This is a genomic window from Vreelandella neptunia, from assembly GCF_000712975.1.
Lineage (GTDB): Bacteria > Pseudomonadota > Gammaproteobacteria > Pseudomonadales > Halomonadaceae > Vreelandella > Vreelandella qaidamensis.
In genome coordinates this window covers 418,247-433,196 of record NZ_JHQL01000001.1, presented here as the reverse complement: position 1 = coordinate 433,196, position 14,950 = coordinate 418,247, and the positions used below count along the sequence as shown (strand labels likewise).

Sequence of the window (14,950 nt, the reverse complement as noted above, 5' to 3'; positions counted from 1 at the left end):
ACGACGTGACTCGTTAACCGTTAAGGGCGCAGACGATCGGGAATATCAGCACCAACTTCTTCAAAATAGCGGATGGCACCCGGGTGTAACGGCACTGGCGTAGAGTTCATGGTGAACTCGATCGTGGTGTCGTTGGCAGCAGGATGAACAGCGATCAGCTCGTCAGTATTCTCGAACAGCAGCTGAGTCAACTGATAGGCAAGCTCTTCATCCATATCAGAATTCACCACCAAGACATTGGGAATACCAATGGTCTGAATGGCCTCATCCATGCCGTCATACATACCCGCTGCCAGCTGATAGGGCGCGAACACTGCTTCTGCTTCCTGTGCATTGGCAACTTCTTCATCAGAAAGACCGATGAGACGGATATCACGAGTAGCCGCAAGGTTTAGGATAGAGCTGGTAGGCGGCCCAACACTCCAGAAACCGGCATCGATATCGCCATCACGAATGGCATCAGCAGTTTCGTTAAAGTTGAGGCGCTGAGGAGTAAAGTCGTCGTAGCTAATGCCATTGGCTTCCAGTACGGCACGCGCATTGAGTTCGGTACCACTACCCGGCGCACCAACAGAAACGCGCTTACCGGCAAGATCAGCAATCGTTTGGATATCCGACTCGGCTAGCGTCACTAGCTGTACTGCATTGGGGTAAACAGACGCCAGCGCGCGGGTATTTTCAATCTGGCGACTTTCAAAGTCGCCGCTGCCGTTATAAGCCTGATAAACCGTATCCGCGAGCGCGAGTGCCAAATCGGCATCGCCACGCATAATTAGGCCCATATTTTCGACGGAGGCACCGGTAACCTCAGCGGTCGCCTGAGCGCCTTCAATATGGTTATTAATCATTTCAGCAAAGCCACCGCCGATTGGATAATAAACCCCGCCGGTACCACCAGTCGCAATAGAGAGCTGCTGCGCACTGGCGGGCAGTGCGACGGCTAACATAGATGCTGCCACTGTATATTTTAGAGTTCTCATGAGCATTTCCTACGTCCTTTTTGGACTTATTAAGTAGGGTTGACGATAAGGGGGCGTCAAGCCCCTCTGCTTCTGGTTACCGTAAACGGCAAGTAGAAACGGTGCAAAGAAGTTAGCACGGCTTTAGCGTGAGATGCTAATACAACACTACTCATACAACACTACTCACTCAGCAGCCCTTTTACCTGTTCCACAATATGCGCTCCTATTGGTAACGCCGAGGTCGCCGCAGGAGAAGGCGCATTGCCTACGTTGACGGTGCGCCGCGTATTAACAAATAGAAAATCATCCACCAGTTTGCCATCATTCGACACCGCCTGAGCCCGCACCCCCGCAGGATAAGGTGTTAAGTCTTCTGCCGTTAGGCTGGGGCAATACTTGCGCACTAAAGACAAATAACCGCGCTTGTAGAGCGAGTTTTTCATCTCAAGCAACCCAGGCTTTAGGTGCTTGCCTAACACTTTCAAGATGCCCGGATGGGTGAACATCTGACCCATGTCGGTCAGCGACATATCCTGTTTACGGTAGCCTTCGCGCTTCAACGCCAGCACCGCATTGGGGCCAACCGTCACCGTGCCATCAATCATGCGCGTCAGGTGTACGCCCAAAAACGGCATGGTAGGATCCGGAATGGGATAAATCAGATGATTAACAATTCGGTTATGGCGCTCTGGCAGCAAGTAATATTCGCCGCGAAACGGACAAATCGTAAAGCCAGGGTCTTGCCCCAGCATGCGGATCACCCGATCAGCCATCAGTCCTGAACAAGACACCAAGTAACGGCTGGTGAACGTGTCATTTTGCGTGGTCACCACGACATCGTTGGTACGCTCATCAAGACCAGTGACGCAGCTGCCATAATGAACTTCACCCCCTAAACGCTCGAATTCAGCGGCCATCGCTTGAGTAACCTCGGCATAATTGACGATGCCACTTGAAGGTACAAAAATACCCGCTACCCCAGAGATATTAGGCTCGCGCTCTTTTAGCGCATCAGCCTCTAGCCATTCTCGCTCCAAACCATTGGCAGCGGTTCGCTCCCATAGCGCTTCCATACGCTGTTTCTCAACGGCATTAGTAGCGACTAACAATTTGCCGCAGATATCGTATTTTACGTTGTGCTGATCGCAAAATTCACGGGTCGCGCGGTTGCCCTCAAGACAAAACTTAGCCTTCAGACTACCCGGTGTGTAATACACCCCGGCATGAATGACTCCACTATTGTGACCCGTTTGGTGCTGCGCGGGGCCAGACTCTTTTTCGAGCACCAGCATACGTTTCTCTGGATACGCTTTTTGCAGCTGCATAGCGGTCGAAAACCCCAAAATACCGCCACCAATAATGATGAAATCCCACATGAATGACGTTACCTGTGCCAAATTTTCAAAATTTATTGATAATAGCCGTTAATCGACGTTGATCGCCACGTCCCTACATTGGTCTAACATACTGACCCGGTACACTCGCCTAGGGAGATACCATGGAGCACGATGCGCCGCGCCCAAACCTCGCTATCAGCGCTTATGGTGCGCTAAAGCACGACATTATTCGCGGCCGCTATGCGCCGGAAGAGAAGCTATTGATGAGCCGTCTAAAGGAGTATTACGGCGTCAGCACCGGCCCACTCCGAGAAGCGCTTTCCCAACTAGTCGCCGACCGTTTGGTGATTGCGATTAGCCAGCGCGGCTATCGTGTTGCGCCGATGTCACTGGCTGAACTCAATGACATCTACGACGCCCGCGCACAGTTAGAGGGCCTGATTTTGCGCTTAGCCATCGAGCGCGGCGACGACGACTGGGAAGCTAACGTGTTGGCGACTGCTCACAGGCTTTCCAAAGTGACTGAAGTGAGCTCACCTGATGAGCTGCTTGATGGCTGGGACTCACGCCATAAAGCGTTTCATACCGCCATTGCCAGCGGTTGCAACTCGCCCCACCTACTACAAATGCGCGATACGCTGTTTAATCAGGTTGAGCGCTATCGCCACCTGTGGCTGCAGGAAACCGTGATGTCTCCCCAAGCGCTGGAAACCAAACGCCAAGAGCATGCTGCCCTAGTCGACGTCATCCTAGCCCGTGACACAGAGCAAGCAGCTAACCTGATGCGCGACCACTTAATGACCCCAGTGCCAATCATTACCCGCGTACTAACAGCTCGAGGCATTCAATAAATTCGCCGTTTTAAAAAAATGTAGAAATTTTATAAGAACGACGATACATTGAACTCAATATGATAATGCCTGAGGAGTTCACGCCATGACACGCTTCAATTGGGATGACCCGCTACACCTTGAGCACCAGCTTACCGACGAAGAGCGCCAAATTCGCGATGCCGCCCACGACTACTGCCAGGAAAACCTGCAGCCACGTGTGCTGAGTGCTTTTCGCGAGGAGCGCTTTGACCGTCAGATTATGAATGAGATGGGCGAGCTTGGTTTGTTGGGTGCGACCGTCTCCCCAGAGTACGGCGGCGCAGGCGTTAACCATGTAGCCTACGGTTTGATTGCCCGCGAAGTAGAGCGCGTCGATTCTGGCTACCGTTCGGCTATGAGCGTGCAGTCATCGCTCGTGATGTACCCCATTGAAGCCTATGGCTCTGAAGAGCAGAAGCACAAATATTTGCCTAAGCTTGCCAGCGGTGAAATGGTCGGCTGCTTTGGTCTAACCGAACCAGACCATGGTTCAGACCCCGGCTCCATGATTACCCGGGCAGAAAAAGTTGACGGTGGCTATCGCTTAACCGGCGCTAAAATGTGGATTACCAACAGTCCGATTGCTGACATTGCAGTGGTGTGGGCGAAGTCCGCTGCCCACGACAACCAAATTAAAGGCTTTATTGTTGAGCGCGGCACCGACGGCTTCAGCACACCCAAAATTGAAGGCAAAGTGTCACTGCGCGCCTCTATTACCGGTGAAATCGTACTGGATAACGCCTTTATTCCTGACGAAAACTTATTGCCTAACGTTAGCGGCTTAAAAGGCCCCTTCGGCTGCTTGAATAAAGCCCGCTACGGGATTTCCTGGGGCGTATTAGGCACCGCCGAGTTCTGTTGGCATGCCGCTCGCCAATACACGCTAGACCGCAAACAGTTTGGCCGTCCGTTAGCCTCTAATCAGCTGATCCAGAAAAAGCTCGCGGATATGCAAACCGAGATCACCTTGGGCCTGCAAGCCGCCTTGCAGGTAGGCCGCCTGATGGACAGCGGCAACTGGGCGCCTGAAATGATCTCGCTGATTAAACGCAACAACTGCGGTAAAGCGTTGGATATCGCCCGCGTCGCACGGGATATGCACGGAGGTAACGGCGTTTCCGACGAGTATGGCGTTATTCGCCATATGGTGAACCTGGAATCAGTAAACACCTACGAAGGCACACATGATGTCCATGCCTTGATTCTTGGCCGCGCCCAAACCGGTATTCAAGCGTTTTTCTAACGGCAAACGAGGCACCCGATGAGCACAGCAACCAAACCACTTGCAGGCATTAAGGTACTCGACATTTCCCGCGTACTGGCTGGCCCGTGGTGCGGGCAGATGCTCGCGGACATGGGGGCCGACGTGATTAAGGTAGAGCGCCCTGTCAGCGGTGACGACACTCGCCACTGGGGGCCTCCATGGCTCTCTGGTAGCTCAGAGTCGGCGTACTACCTGTGCGCCAATCGAGGCAAGCGCTCGGTTACCGTGGATATGGCAACGGCCGAAGGGCAAGCGCTTATTAAACAGTTGGCCGCTCAGTCTGACGTGCTGCTGGAAAACTTTAAAGTCGGCGGCTTAAAACGCTACGGCCTTGATTACGCCAGCCTAAAGACGCTGAATCCGCGGCTTATTTACTGCTCGATCACCGGCTTTGGCCAGGAAAGCCCTTATGCGCACCGCGCCGGTTATGATTTCATGATTCAAGCCATGGGCGGCATTATGAGCCTAACCGGCAAACCTGACCATGAACCCGGTGGTGGCCCCGTGAAGAGCGGTGTGGCTTTTACCGATATATTCACTGGCTTATATGCCGCCAATGCAGTGCTAGCCGCGCTTTACCAGCGCCGCGATAGCAACGTTGGATGCCATATTGACATGGCGCTGATGGATGTGCAGGTAGGCGTACTGGCAAACCAAGCTCTCAATTACTTAACGTCCGGTCACGTGCCCGAGCGAATGGGCAATGCGCACCCCAATATTGTGCCTTATCAAGCGTTTGCCACCGCAGATGGTCACATGATCGTGGCCGTCGGCAACGACGAACAGTTTAAGCGTTTTTGCCACGTGATTGACCAGCCAAACCTACCGCTAGACGCGCGATTTGCCACCAATGGCGCGCGTGTAAAACATCGCGAGGAATTGCTTCCTGCTATCGCCGCCGCGTTAGCTACTCAGAAAACAGATACGTGGTTAACCGCTTTTGAAAATGTCGGGGTGCCCTGTGGCCCTATCAATACGCTAGATCGCGTCTTTGACGACCCCCATGTTAAAGCCCGCGGCCTAAAGCAAACGCTCCCTCACCACCAAGCAGGCCAGGTTGATTTGGTAGCGAACCCAATCCGCATAAACGGTGAATCGATTAGTGCCCAAACGGCCCCTCCTTCTCTGGGAGAGCACACCCATCAGGTGCTCGACGAGCTTGGCATTACTCGCGAACAACGTCATGCATTGCGCCAAGCAGGCATTATTTAATCTTGCACGTTTGCACGGCAGATAACTCATCGAAGCGCCTAACAAGGCGCTTTTTTGCCCTTTAAGCATGCTTCACTATAATCTTTATACAAAACCTATACGAAAAGTTCACAAGCGACTAAACTGATTTCGTCTATAATTAGATAATTAAATAAAGTTTCAAATTAACCGACGACAGCTCAAAAGATCGGCAGGCTGATAATTAAGCGCACGGCGATAGGGGGAATTTCATGGGTCACTGCGCATGGGTAGAGGGTAGTTGTAAACGCTGCGAAGGAGACCTTCCTTTTGAGTTCACGATGGCTTTCCAGCCGATCGTCGACGTATCACTTGCGCGGGTTACGACCCATGAAGCGCTCGTACGGGGTATTAATGGCGAATCGGCTTGGAGCGTTATTTCTCAGGTAACCGATGATTTGATGTACCGCTTTGACCAAGCTTGCCGAGTAAAAGCGATTGAAATGGCAAGCGCACTAAATATGCAAACAGACTTATCAATCAATTTTTTACCCAATGCTGTTTACGAGCCGGAAGCCTGTATTCAAGCGACCCTCGAAGTTTCACAACGCGTTGGGTGGCCAATGGAACGCCTCGTTTTTGAAATCACCGAAACCGAGCGCGTACGTGATCGCCAACATCTACGCAACATTATCGAAGCGTACCGCGAAATGGGCTTTAAAACGGCCTTAGATGACTTTGGTAACGGCTATGCCAATCTTGATTTATTGACTGACCTAACGCCGGACAAGCTTAAAATTGACCGTGAACTGGTTATGAACTGTGACCATGACTCACGCCGCCAAGCGTTGCTTAACTCGATTGTTTTGTTAGCCAAAGAATTAAATATGACACTGATTGCTGAGGGAGTGGAAACCCATGCAGAAGCCCTGTGGTTAGCGCGGACAGGCATTGTTCGCCAGCAGGGATTTTTTTACGCAAAACCCGCCATTAATTGCTTGGGCCCAGACCTCACCTCTCGATTATTAGACTTAAGAGAAGAGGTGTGTGTAGGCTTAGAAACATCAATCTACTGAACACCAACCTTCTGTCTACTACCTACTGTCTTTTATTTACTACCCATAACACCCGTTTTATCGTCTATATAACGAATATGAAACAATGAAGACCGAACCTGTCATATGAACAGTGTCACTGCAGACTTTTTATAAGCAATATCCAACACCCAAAGGAGTTGAGCCATGAGCAATGCCGAGCTAAACGAACTAAAGCAGAAGTACGTTGCGGCGGGCGCTGCCAGCCCTGCTACCGCTTTTGCGGATCGTGCTGAAAATGCTGAGATCTGGGACGCCGACGGCAACCGCTTTATCGACTTCGCAGGTGGCATTGGCGTTTTGAACGTAGGGCATCGTCACCCGAAAGTCGTTGCTGCTGTGAAAGCCCAGCTGGATAAGGTCATGCACACCTGCCAGACCGTCATGCCTTATGAAGGTTATGTGAAGGTTGCTGAAAAACTTAGCCATATTGTACCGGTACGCGGCCACGCAAAAGTCATGCTAGCTAACTCCGGCGCAGAAGCGCTGGAAAATGCGGTTAAAATTGCCCGCGCGGCCACCGGCCGTTCTAACGTTATTTGTTTCGATGGTGGTTATCACGGACGTACGTTTTACACCATGGCCATGAACGGCAAAGTCGCACCGTATCAAACCGATTTCGGCCCGATGCCTGGCACGGTATTCCGCGCCCCTTACCCGGTGCCCTACCACGGTGTCAGCGAAGACGAAGCCATTCGTGGTCTAAAAATGACCCTAAAAACTGACGCCAATCCAAAAGATACCGCCGCTATTATTTTAGAGCCCGTGCTAGGCGAAGGCGGCTTCTATCCCGCGCCCAAGAGCTTTCTTGAGAAAATCCGCGCAATTTGCGATGAGCATGGCATGCTAATGATCATCGACGAAGTGCAGTCTGGCTTTGGCCGTACCGGTAAAATGTTCGCCATTGAGCACAGCGGCGTTGAGCCAGACATAATGACCATGGCGAAGAGCATGGCTGACGGCATGCCCATTTCTGCGATTGTTGGCACCGACAAGGTCATGGATGCTTCTGGCCCCAACTCTCTGGGTGGCACCTATACCGGCAGCCCCACGGCCTGTGCCGCAGCGCTGGCCGTGATGGAAGTGTTCGAAGAGGAGAATATTCTTGAAAAAAGCCAAGCGCTGGGTGAAAAGCTAGCGGCGCGTTTTAGTGAGTGGCAAACCAAGTTCGATTGCATTGACCATGTGCGCAACATGAGCGCTATGGCAGCATTCGAGCTAGTCTCAAATAAAACCGATCGCACGCCCAATGCTGAGCTTGCTGCCGCGCTGTGTAAAAAAGCCCGTGAGGAAGGTTTGATCTTGCTCTCTTGCGGCATGTACGGCAATACGATTCGCTTCTTAATGCCGGTCACGATTGAAGACAGCGTCCTCAACGAAGGGCTGGATATTATTGAATCCTGCCTGGAATCGCTGGTTTAAGGGGCTCTGATTCAAAAGGCCTATAACAGCTCGTAGCGGGGGCCTTTTGCCATGGATGGCAAAAGTAGCGCCCAGGGATGGGTTTACAGCGCCCCCGCCTAGAGCTGTTTCGGCCATGCCAGCTCTCTACTTACCGAGGGCGTCGATCGCCTTCAAGGAAATTAGCTGTAAAAACCGCTTTTCCATGAGTCTCAAACGACCATTTCATGACATCGCTTAAAGCGGCCATCACCGCATCGAATTCCCCGAACACCTGGGTACTCATTCGATTAGGGTGAACTTCTAACCCTGTGGCTTCCAAACGTTTTACTACGTCTTTTACTACTGGCTTAAAATCATCGGCCAGCGGGTAATAGCTTAGCTGTACGGAAAGATACATTCTGCCTCCTTATGCGCTTTATGCGCGCTTACTGGCTCCCTGTGAAAAACGCTGCCACGCCGCTAATATGGCCGCCCGCGTTTCATCTGGATGCTCCATAGGGAACATATGGGTACCAGGAACCTCGCTGATAGCTAACCCACGACGCTGAAGCCGCTTAACCCGTGTGGGGGTGAGTAAGTGCGACTCTTGCCCTGCCACTAGCTGGATCGGCACACCGACTCGACGTGGCAACCCAGAAAGGTGATCCGGCAGATGGCGAAAAATCTCCACCTCAATACGCGGATCGAAGGTTAGCTCAGCACTACCGTCATCCAGCAAGCGCGTGCCTGCTTCAATGTAGTCGTTCAACGCCTCTGGGGTAAAGCGGCGAAATAATCCACGGCGGCGTAGCGAGTTAGCCATGGCTTCTCGGCTAGGCCACAAGCTGCGCCGCCCCTGGGTTTTGCCAGCGGGCGTGATGCGGTCCATAAAACCGAATCGTTTCGCCGCTTTCATCACCCAGGCATCCGGCCCCAGCATCAACGGCGGGTCAAGCATAATCACACCACAAAAGCGTTCTGGCTGTTTATCTGCCGCCATCGCCATCAGCGTGCCGCCTAACGAGTGACCAACGCCCAATAGCGGCGCGTCTGTTTCAGGTAAATAGCTCAGCAGTTCATCAACTAAATTGCCCCAGTTATGGTTCACCGGGTAATCCGGGTGATGACCCAATCGATCCAGCGGATGAAGGTCAAACGACTCTGCCAGCGGTTCCAGCAGCGTGCGATAGCTTAAGCCAGGAAAGCCATTCGCATGGGCGAACACTAAACGAGGGCGTTGGGTGGCATGGGCAGACATGGTTCGCTCGCAGGGTAAGAAGACAGGAAAGCAGCGTGGCAACAGCATCCACGCTAACTAGCTAGCAAGTAGACAAAACTATCATACGTCTGTTTTAACTCGCCTTTAAATGAGCGTCAATCGACATAAGTATTAACAGGCTAATTAAAACAGTGAGAGTTGCTGAGCGGTAACTTCTTCTGCCAAGCGATAGCCCACGCCTAAGAGCCGAACCGGCCTCTCCCCTCGTAACCAGCCAATAGTTAACAGGGATTCGAACTGATCTAGGCTGGGCGCTGGGTCGGCGTGTTCCACGGTGGTTTGGGTAAAGTCGTTGAATTTCACCTTTACCATTAGCCCGCGCACGGCGGGCGCTGGGTCTAGTCTGGCATAGCGCTGCTCTAAGTCACTGAGCAGGTCAGGCAACTGCTGGCGACAGGCTTCCAGCGTCGGCAAGTCTTGGGAGTAGGTTTGCTCAGTGCTGATCGATTTTCGCTCGCGATGGGTTTTCACTGGCCGCTCGTCGCGCCCATGGCTTAGCTCGAACAGCCGATGCCCGAAGCGGCCAAACTGTTCGACCAGCTCGGTAAGCGAGCGAGCCCGCAAATCCGCACAGGTTTGGATACCCAACCCCGCCAGTTTTTCAGCGGTGCGCGGCCCTACCCCGTGGATTTTCTTGACTGGCAGTTGCTGCACAAAGCTATCAATGTCGTTTGGTGTGATCACAAACAGGCCGTCCGGCTTGCGCCAGTCACTGGCAATTTTGGCAAGAAACTTATTGGGTGCGACACCTGCCGAGACGGTAATGCCTATTTCGCTCTTCACCCGCTGACGAATCGCTTCGGCCATGCGGGTGGCGCTACCGTTGCAAAGAGTGACATTGGTCACGTCTAAAAAGGCTTCGTCTAGCGAGAGCGGCTCGATCAGTTCGGTCACATCGCGATAGATCGCAAACACCTGGCGTGCCACCGCTTTGTATTTGGCCATGTCACCACGAATCACGGTCAAATGCGGGCAGCGTTTGAGCGCCTGGGCCATGGGCATGGCCGAGTGGATGCCAAATTCGCGGGCGGGGTAGTTACAGGTGGCGACAACCCCGCGCTGCTCAACGCTGCCACCTATCGCAATAGGCACATCGTTAAGCACCGGGTTGTCACGCATTTCAACCGCTGCGTAGAAGCAGTCACAGTCGCAATGAATAATTTTGCGCACAGATTGCCCTTGCCTCCGCCCTTACCTGTAAATAATCACAGTTTACCACAGGAAAAGCCGCTACTAGGTGCCACAAAACGTTCTCAGTACTTGTTCGTTTTCTGTTGCAGGGGCTGCAAGGCGGCGTGCTTCTGCGGATTCATCAAAGGGCTGGGTGACCGCAGCAAGCAAGGTGTGAAACGGCGCAAAATCGCCCTCGTAAGCCGCATCGATAACTTCCTGAATGCGGTGGTTGCGGGGAATGACCACTGGATTAGCACGCCGCATGGCGTCTAAACGCTCGCTGCCTTGGCTGGCCAGCTGTGCGGCTTGCCACTGATCCAACCATGCCGCCAGTTCATTGGGCTGGGTGGTCAGCGCTAACAGTGCCTCTTTATGCAGCTCGCTTGAGGTGCTGGCGTAATGTGTCAGCGCATCAAAGGTGGCGGTCATATCCATCCGTCCCTGGTGCATCTGGCTCTTTAGCGCTTTCATCAGCGGATCTGCTTGATCGCTTTCTGGAGCAAGGCCGAGTTTATCTGCATGCAGACGGCACTGCTCCACATCAAACAGGTACTCAAAATGACGAATGGCGTCAGTGGCCTGCTCTACCACGGTATCGCCCTCTTCGCGCATCAGCGGCAGTAACGTTTCGGCAAAGCGGGCTAGGTTCCATTGGGCAATCGCGGGCTGGTTGTCGAAGGCATAGCGCTTGCCTTGGTCAATCGAGCTGAAGACCTTTTGCGGGTCAAACTGCTCCATAAAGGCACAGGGGCCGTAATCGATGGTTTCTCCGGCAATGCTGCAGTTATCGGTATTCATCACACCATGAATAAAGCCAAGGCTCATCCAACGCGCCACCAGCGCCGCTTGGCGAGCAACGACTGCCTCTAACAAGGCTAAATAAGGATCGTCTGCACTGGCGGCTTCAGGGTAGTGGCGAGCAATCACATGGTCGGCCAACGCCTTCAGGGCAGCTTCATCTCTGCGCACCGCAGCGAATTGGAAGGTGCCTACACGAAGATGGCTGCTGGCAACGCGGGTAAAGACCGCGCCAGGTTCAGGCAGTTGGCGCACCACTCGTTCGCCAGTCGAAACAGCGGCTAACGCACGGGTGGTGGGCACGCCCATTGCAGCCATAAATTCACTGACCAAATACTCACGTAATACCGGGCCTAACGGCGAACGACCATCACCACCGCGGGAAAAGGGCGTGCGGCCGCTGCCCTTGAGCTGAACATCGCGCCGTATGCCGTGCTGGTCGATGACTTCCCCTAACAACAGCGCGCGGCCATCACCTAGTTGCGGCACAAAGTTACCAAACTGGTGCCCAGCGTAACCTAGCGCCCGCGATTCTGCGCCTGGTGGCAGTTGGTTGCCACTAAACCATTGGGCAAGGGTGGCATCATCAGGCTTAACTTCCATTCCTAGCGTTTCTGCCAACCGCTGATTAAATACAATCAGCGTCGGCTGGTTCACTGGCGTTGGCTGACAGGCCATCCACAGTGGCTCGGGAAGCGTGGCAAACTGGTGTTCAAATGACAGCACGGGCGACTCCGCTTTTAAAAGAAAGGACTAACGAATACCCTAGCAGCTTACTCAAGTAATTGGCGATATCATGGCGCATACTGACCCATTAATTGACGTTAATCGACTCGCTAACACAGCGGCGTTACCTCCTCTTCCGCTCGACTTTTATCACCGCGACACCCTCGCCGTCGCTCGGGATCTATTGGGTTGCCGACTGGTTCGTTACTACGAAGGTGAGCTGATGATCGCGAAGATTGTCGAAACAGAGGCCTATCGGGGGTCTGAAGATTCGGCCTGCCATGCGCATCGGCGCAAAACGCCGAGAACGGAGGCCATGTTTGGGCCACCAGGGCACGCCTACGTGTATCTGGTGTATGGCATGCACTGGCTGCTGAACGTGGTGACACAGCCAGAAGGCAACCCGTGCGCGGTGCTTATTCGTGCGGTGGAGCCAGTGTCAGGCGAAGCGGCCATGCGCGCGCTACGTGATGTAAAGGGCCGCAATCTCACCAATGGCCCCGGTAAGCTAACCCGCGCGCTGCGTATTGATAAAACGCTATATGGTCATGATATGACCCAGCCGAACGCGCTATGGATAACAGCGGGCACTCCTCCCGATGCCGTTGCCTCTGGCCCTCGCGTGGGTATCGATTATGCCCAGCCCACCGACCGCGATGCCCCTTGGCGGCTGTGGAGTGAGGGCAATCCCTGGGTCTCGAAAACGCGTTAGTCACGCTTCAAACACGCCACCGCGTGCTCTAGCACTGGCGTTAACGGAGCGCGCCACTGATGGGTTAAGAGCGCATCGGCGCGAGTAACGCCCAACGACAGCGAGGCAACTGGCAAGCCCATGGCGTGGGCATCACGGCAGTAGCGGTAACCGGAATACACCATCAACGAGGTGCCCACAGCCAATACAGCATCGGCGTTTTGCAGCCCTGCTTGAGCAGCCAAGCGCCGCGCTGGCGGCACCACATCGCCGTAATAAACGACCTGGGGCTTTAAGATGCCTTGGCAACGTGGGCAGTCCAGCACCTTAAACGTCGAAAAATCGGTTTCTAAATCTGCATCGCCGTCGGGGGCATGGCGGGCATCTAACGCTGCAAAACGGGGATTCATGTTAGCCATTTCGCTGTGCATAGCATGGCGCATAAGTTGGTAACCGCAGGTCATGCACGCCACCATGTCTGCTCGCCCGTGCAAATCAATCACCTTGCTAGAACCTGCCCGCTGATGCAGACGGTCCACGTTCTGTGTCACCAGCAGTTCCACGTAGCCCATGGTTTCAAGCGCCGCTAGTGCACGATGCGCACCGCTCACCTGGGCTTCACGCATGGCCTTAAAACCAATAAGCGCCCGCGCCCAATAGCGCTGGCGCACCGCCAGTGAGGCCATAAAATCGCCATGCTGTACCGGCGGCGGTCGCTTCCACTGCCCGTCCGCATCACGGTAATCAGGAATGCCGCTGTCGGTGCTGACTCCTGCGCCAGTAATCACCCACAGTTTAGGATGGCGCTCAATAAAACTCGCCAGCGCTTCCCCTGCCTGCGCGATGCTATTTGTCATTTCCACGGCCTGCGTCAATGGATCACCCTATGCAACACTGCGACAAGTAAACGATACTGTATGACAATAAAGGGTCATGCAATATGCCCTCGTTATTCAACGTAAGGAGTGCCTCATGCAGTGGGATCACGAGATTATCATTGTCGGCGGTGGCATGGTGGGAGCTGCACTGGCGGCTCGGTTAGGCCATGCCGGTATATCGGTTGGCTTGGTAGAACGCGGCAGCGCCCCCACCCCGCCCAGCGGCGATTATGACCTGCGTATCTCCTCACTTAATGCCCGCTCGCTGTCGTTTGTAAAAGCAAGCGGCACCGAGCTACCGGAAGAGCGCTGCTGCCCATTTCGCCATATTGATGTCGCCAACCAGGATGGCTCCGGCCATTCGCTATTTTCTGCCCAGGACAGTGGCATGGATGACTTCGGTATTTTTATCGAAAACCGCACCCTGCAATATGCGTTATGGCAGCGCTTAGAGAATCTTCCCAGCGTGACCTGCTACACCCAGTGCGCGCCGCTGAGCACCATGGCCGCCAGCACCGGCCGCATGCTGGAGCTAGATAATGGCAAAACCTTAAGCGCCCGATTAATAGTGGGCGCTGATGGCGCGCATTCAACGCTACGAGAACTCGCCGGCATTAGCGTTAGCAGTTACGACTACCATCAGCGGGCGATGATTATTAACGTGGAGACCGAGCTGCCCCAGCAAGATATTAGTTGGCAGTGTTTCACCCCCACTGGCCCGATTGCCATGCTGCCCTTACCCGGCCAACGTGCATCGCTGGTGTGGTATGACAGCGACGAAGCCACCAAAGCCCGTGAACAGCTATCCAATGACGCTCTAAAAACGGCCATTGAAACCGCCTTTCCTAAGCGGCTTGGCAAGCTAACAAGAGTCGTGGCAAAAGCGAGCTTTCCCATTAGACGCCAGCACGCTAAACGCTATATCGGCAAGCGCTTAGCCTTGATTGGCGATGCCGCCCACGTGGTGCATCCGCTGGCAGGACAAGGGCTGAATATTGGCCTGCATGATGCCGACACACTGGCAGAGCTAATCATCAAAGGCCGCGACCCTGGTGACCACATTAGCCTGCATCGCTTCGAGTGCCAGCGCCGCTTAGCCAACCAAGCCATGATTGCTGCCACTGACAGCTTCCATCACTTGTTTACCGGCGCAAAACCGCTACGCCAGCTGGGTGATCTCAGCCTGCACCTTGCCGAACGCGTACCGCTCGCCAAACGTATGATGATGCAACAAGCTAACGGGCTAAACCCATTTAAAATGCGCTAAAGCCGTCTACGCTAAGAGGGTGGCAACGCAGCCGTTGCCAACAATAATCATAACAA

General features: G+C 53.8%; 14 protein-coding genes. 7 read left to right on the top strand and 7 right to left on the bottom strand.

Annotation, left to right across the window (positions count from 1 at the left end; all coding sequences use genetic code 11):
- Positions 1-20: 20 nt before the first annotated feature.
- Complete coding sequence (locus tag CR46_RS0101985; RefSeq protein WP_030069639.1) at positions 21-980, bottom strand: TAXI family TRAP transporter solute-binding subunit; 960 nt, start codon at positions 978-980, stop codon at positions 21-23.
- Positions 981-1,141: 161 nt separating this feature from the next.
- The gene (gene lhgO, locus CR46_RS0101980) at positions 1,142-2,338 is read right to left on the bottom strand and encodes an L-2-hydroxyglutarate oxidase (RefSeq protein WP_030069637.1); all 1,197 of its coding nucleotides are present in this window, start codon (positions 2,336-2,338) and stop codon (positions 1,142-1,144) included.
- Between the two features lie 122 nt (positions 2,339-2,460).
- Between lhgO and csiR the strand changes: the two genes are divergently transcribed.
- From csiR to gabT, 5 genes are all read left to right on the top strand, one after another.
- Positions 2,461-3,150, top strand: coding sequence for a DNA-binding transcriptional regulator CsiR (csiR, locus tag CR46_RS0101975; protein WP_030069635.1), 690 nt, complete (start codon positions 2,461-2,463; stop codon positions 3,148-3,150).
- 85 nt (positions 3,151-3,235) lie between these two features.
- On the top strand, positions 3,236-4,414 hold the full coding sequence (locus CR46_RS0101970; protein WP_030069633.1) for an acyl-CoA dehydrogenase: 1,179 nt from the start codon (positions 3,236-3,238) through the stop codon (positions 4,412-4,414).
- Positions 4,415-4,432: 18 nt separating this feature from the next.
- Positions 4,433-5,647 carry a CaiB/BaiF CoA transferase family protein gene (locus CR46_RS0101965; protein ID WP_030069631.1) on the top strand — a complete coding sequence of 405 codons (1,215 nt, stop codon included), beginning with the start codon at positions 4,433-4,435 and terminating at the stop codon, positions 5,645-5,647.
- 230 nt (positions 5,648-5,877) lie between these two features.
- The gene (locus CR46_RS0101960) at positions 5,878-6,681 is read left to right on the top strand and encodes an EAL domain-containing protein (protein ID WP_035536126.1); all 804 of its coding nucleotides are present in this window, start codon (positions 5,878-5,880) and stop codon (positions 6,679-6,681) included.
- Between the two features lie 165 nt (positions 6,682-6,846).
- Positions 6,847-8,121 carry a 4-aminobutyrate--2-oxoglutarate transaminase gene (gene gabT, locus CR46_RS0101955; RefSeq protein WP_030069627.1) on the top strand — a complete coding sequence of 425 codons (1,275 nt, stop codon included), beginning with the start codon at positions 6,847-6,849 and terminating at the stop codon, positions 8,119-8,121.
- Between the two features lie 130 nt (positions 8,122-8,251).
- Here gabT and CR46_RS0101950 read toward each other — a convergent pair whose 3' ends face one another.
- The 4 genes from CR46_RS0101950 to CR46_RS0101935 form a co-directional block, all read right to left on the bottom strand.
- Positions 8,252-8,500: a YkoF family thiamine/hydroxymethylpyrimidine-binding protein gene (locus CR46_RS0101950; protein WP_030069625.1), complete on the bottom strand. Its 249-nt coding sequence runs from the start codon at positions 8,498-8,500 to the stop codon at positions 8,252-8,254.
- Positions 8,501-8,518: 18 nt separating this feature from the next.
- Positions 8,519-9,340, bottom strand: a complete 822-nt coding sequence (locus CR46_RS0101945; protein WP_030069623.1) for an alpha/beta fold hydrolase — start codon at positions 9,338-9,340, stop codon at positions 8,519-8,521.
- Positions 9,341-9,484: 144 nt separating this feature from the next.
- Positions 9,485-10,531: a DNA polymerase IV gene (gene dinB / locus CR46_RS0101940; protein WP_030069621.1), complete on the bottom strand. Its 1,047-nt coding sequence runs from the start codon at positions 10,529-10,531 to the stop codon at positions 9,485-9,487.
- Between the two features lie 63 nt (positions 10,532-10,594).
- Entirely contained in the window at positions 10,595-12,058 is a 1,464-nt protein-coding gene (locus CR46_RS0101935; RefSeq protein ID WP_030069619.1) for a protein adenylyltransferase SelO, read from the bottom strand.
- A gap of 70 nt (positions 12,059-12,128) precedes the next feature.
- On the opposite strand from CR46_RS0101935, the gene CR46_RS0101930 reads away from it, so the two are divergent.
- Positions 12,129-12,770: a DNA-3-methyladenine glycosylase gene (locus CR46_RS0101930; protein WP_030069617.1), complete on the top strand. Its 642-nt coding sequence runs from the start codon at positions 12,129-12,131 to the stop codon at positions 12,768-12,770.
- Here the strand turns inward: CR46_RS0101930 and CR46_RS0101925 are convergent.
- Positions 12,767-13,606 carry an NAD-dependent protein deacetylase gene (locus CR46_RS0101925; protein WP_035536194.1) on the bottom strand — a complete coding sequence of 280 codons (840 nt, stop codon included), beginning with the start codon at positions 13,604-13,606 and terminating at the stop codon, positions 12,767-12,769. The two genes, CR46_RS0101930 and CR46_RS0101925, sit on opposite strands and share 4 nt — an antisense overlap.
- Positions 13,607-13,721: 115 nt before the next feature.
- Here CR46_RS0101925 and CR46_RS0101920 point away from each other — a divergent pair, with 115 nt between their 5' ends.
- On the top strand, positions 13,722-14,894 hold the full coding sequence (locus CR46_RS0101920; protein ID WP_030069612.1) for a UbiH/UbiF/VisC/COQ6 family ubiquinone biosynthesis hydroxylase: 1,173 nt from the start codon (positions 13,722-13,724) through the stop codon (positions 14,892-14,894).
- The last annotated feature ends 56 nt before the right edge of the window (positions 14,895-14,950 follow it).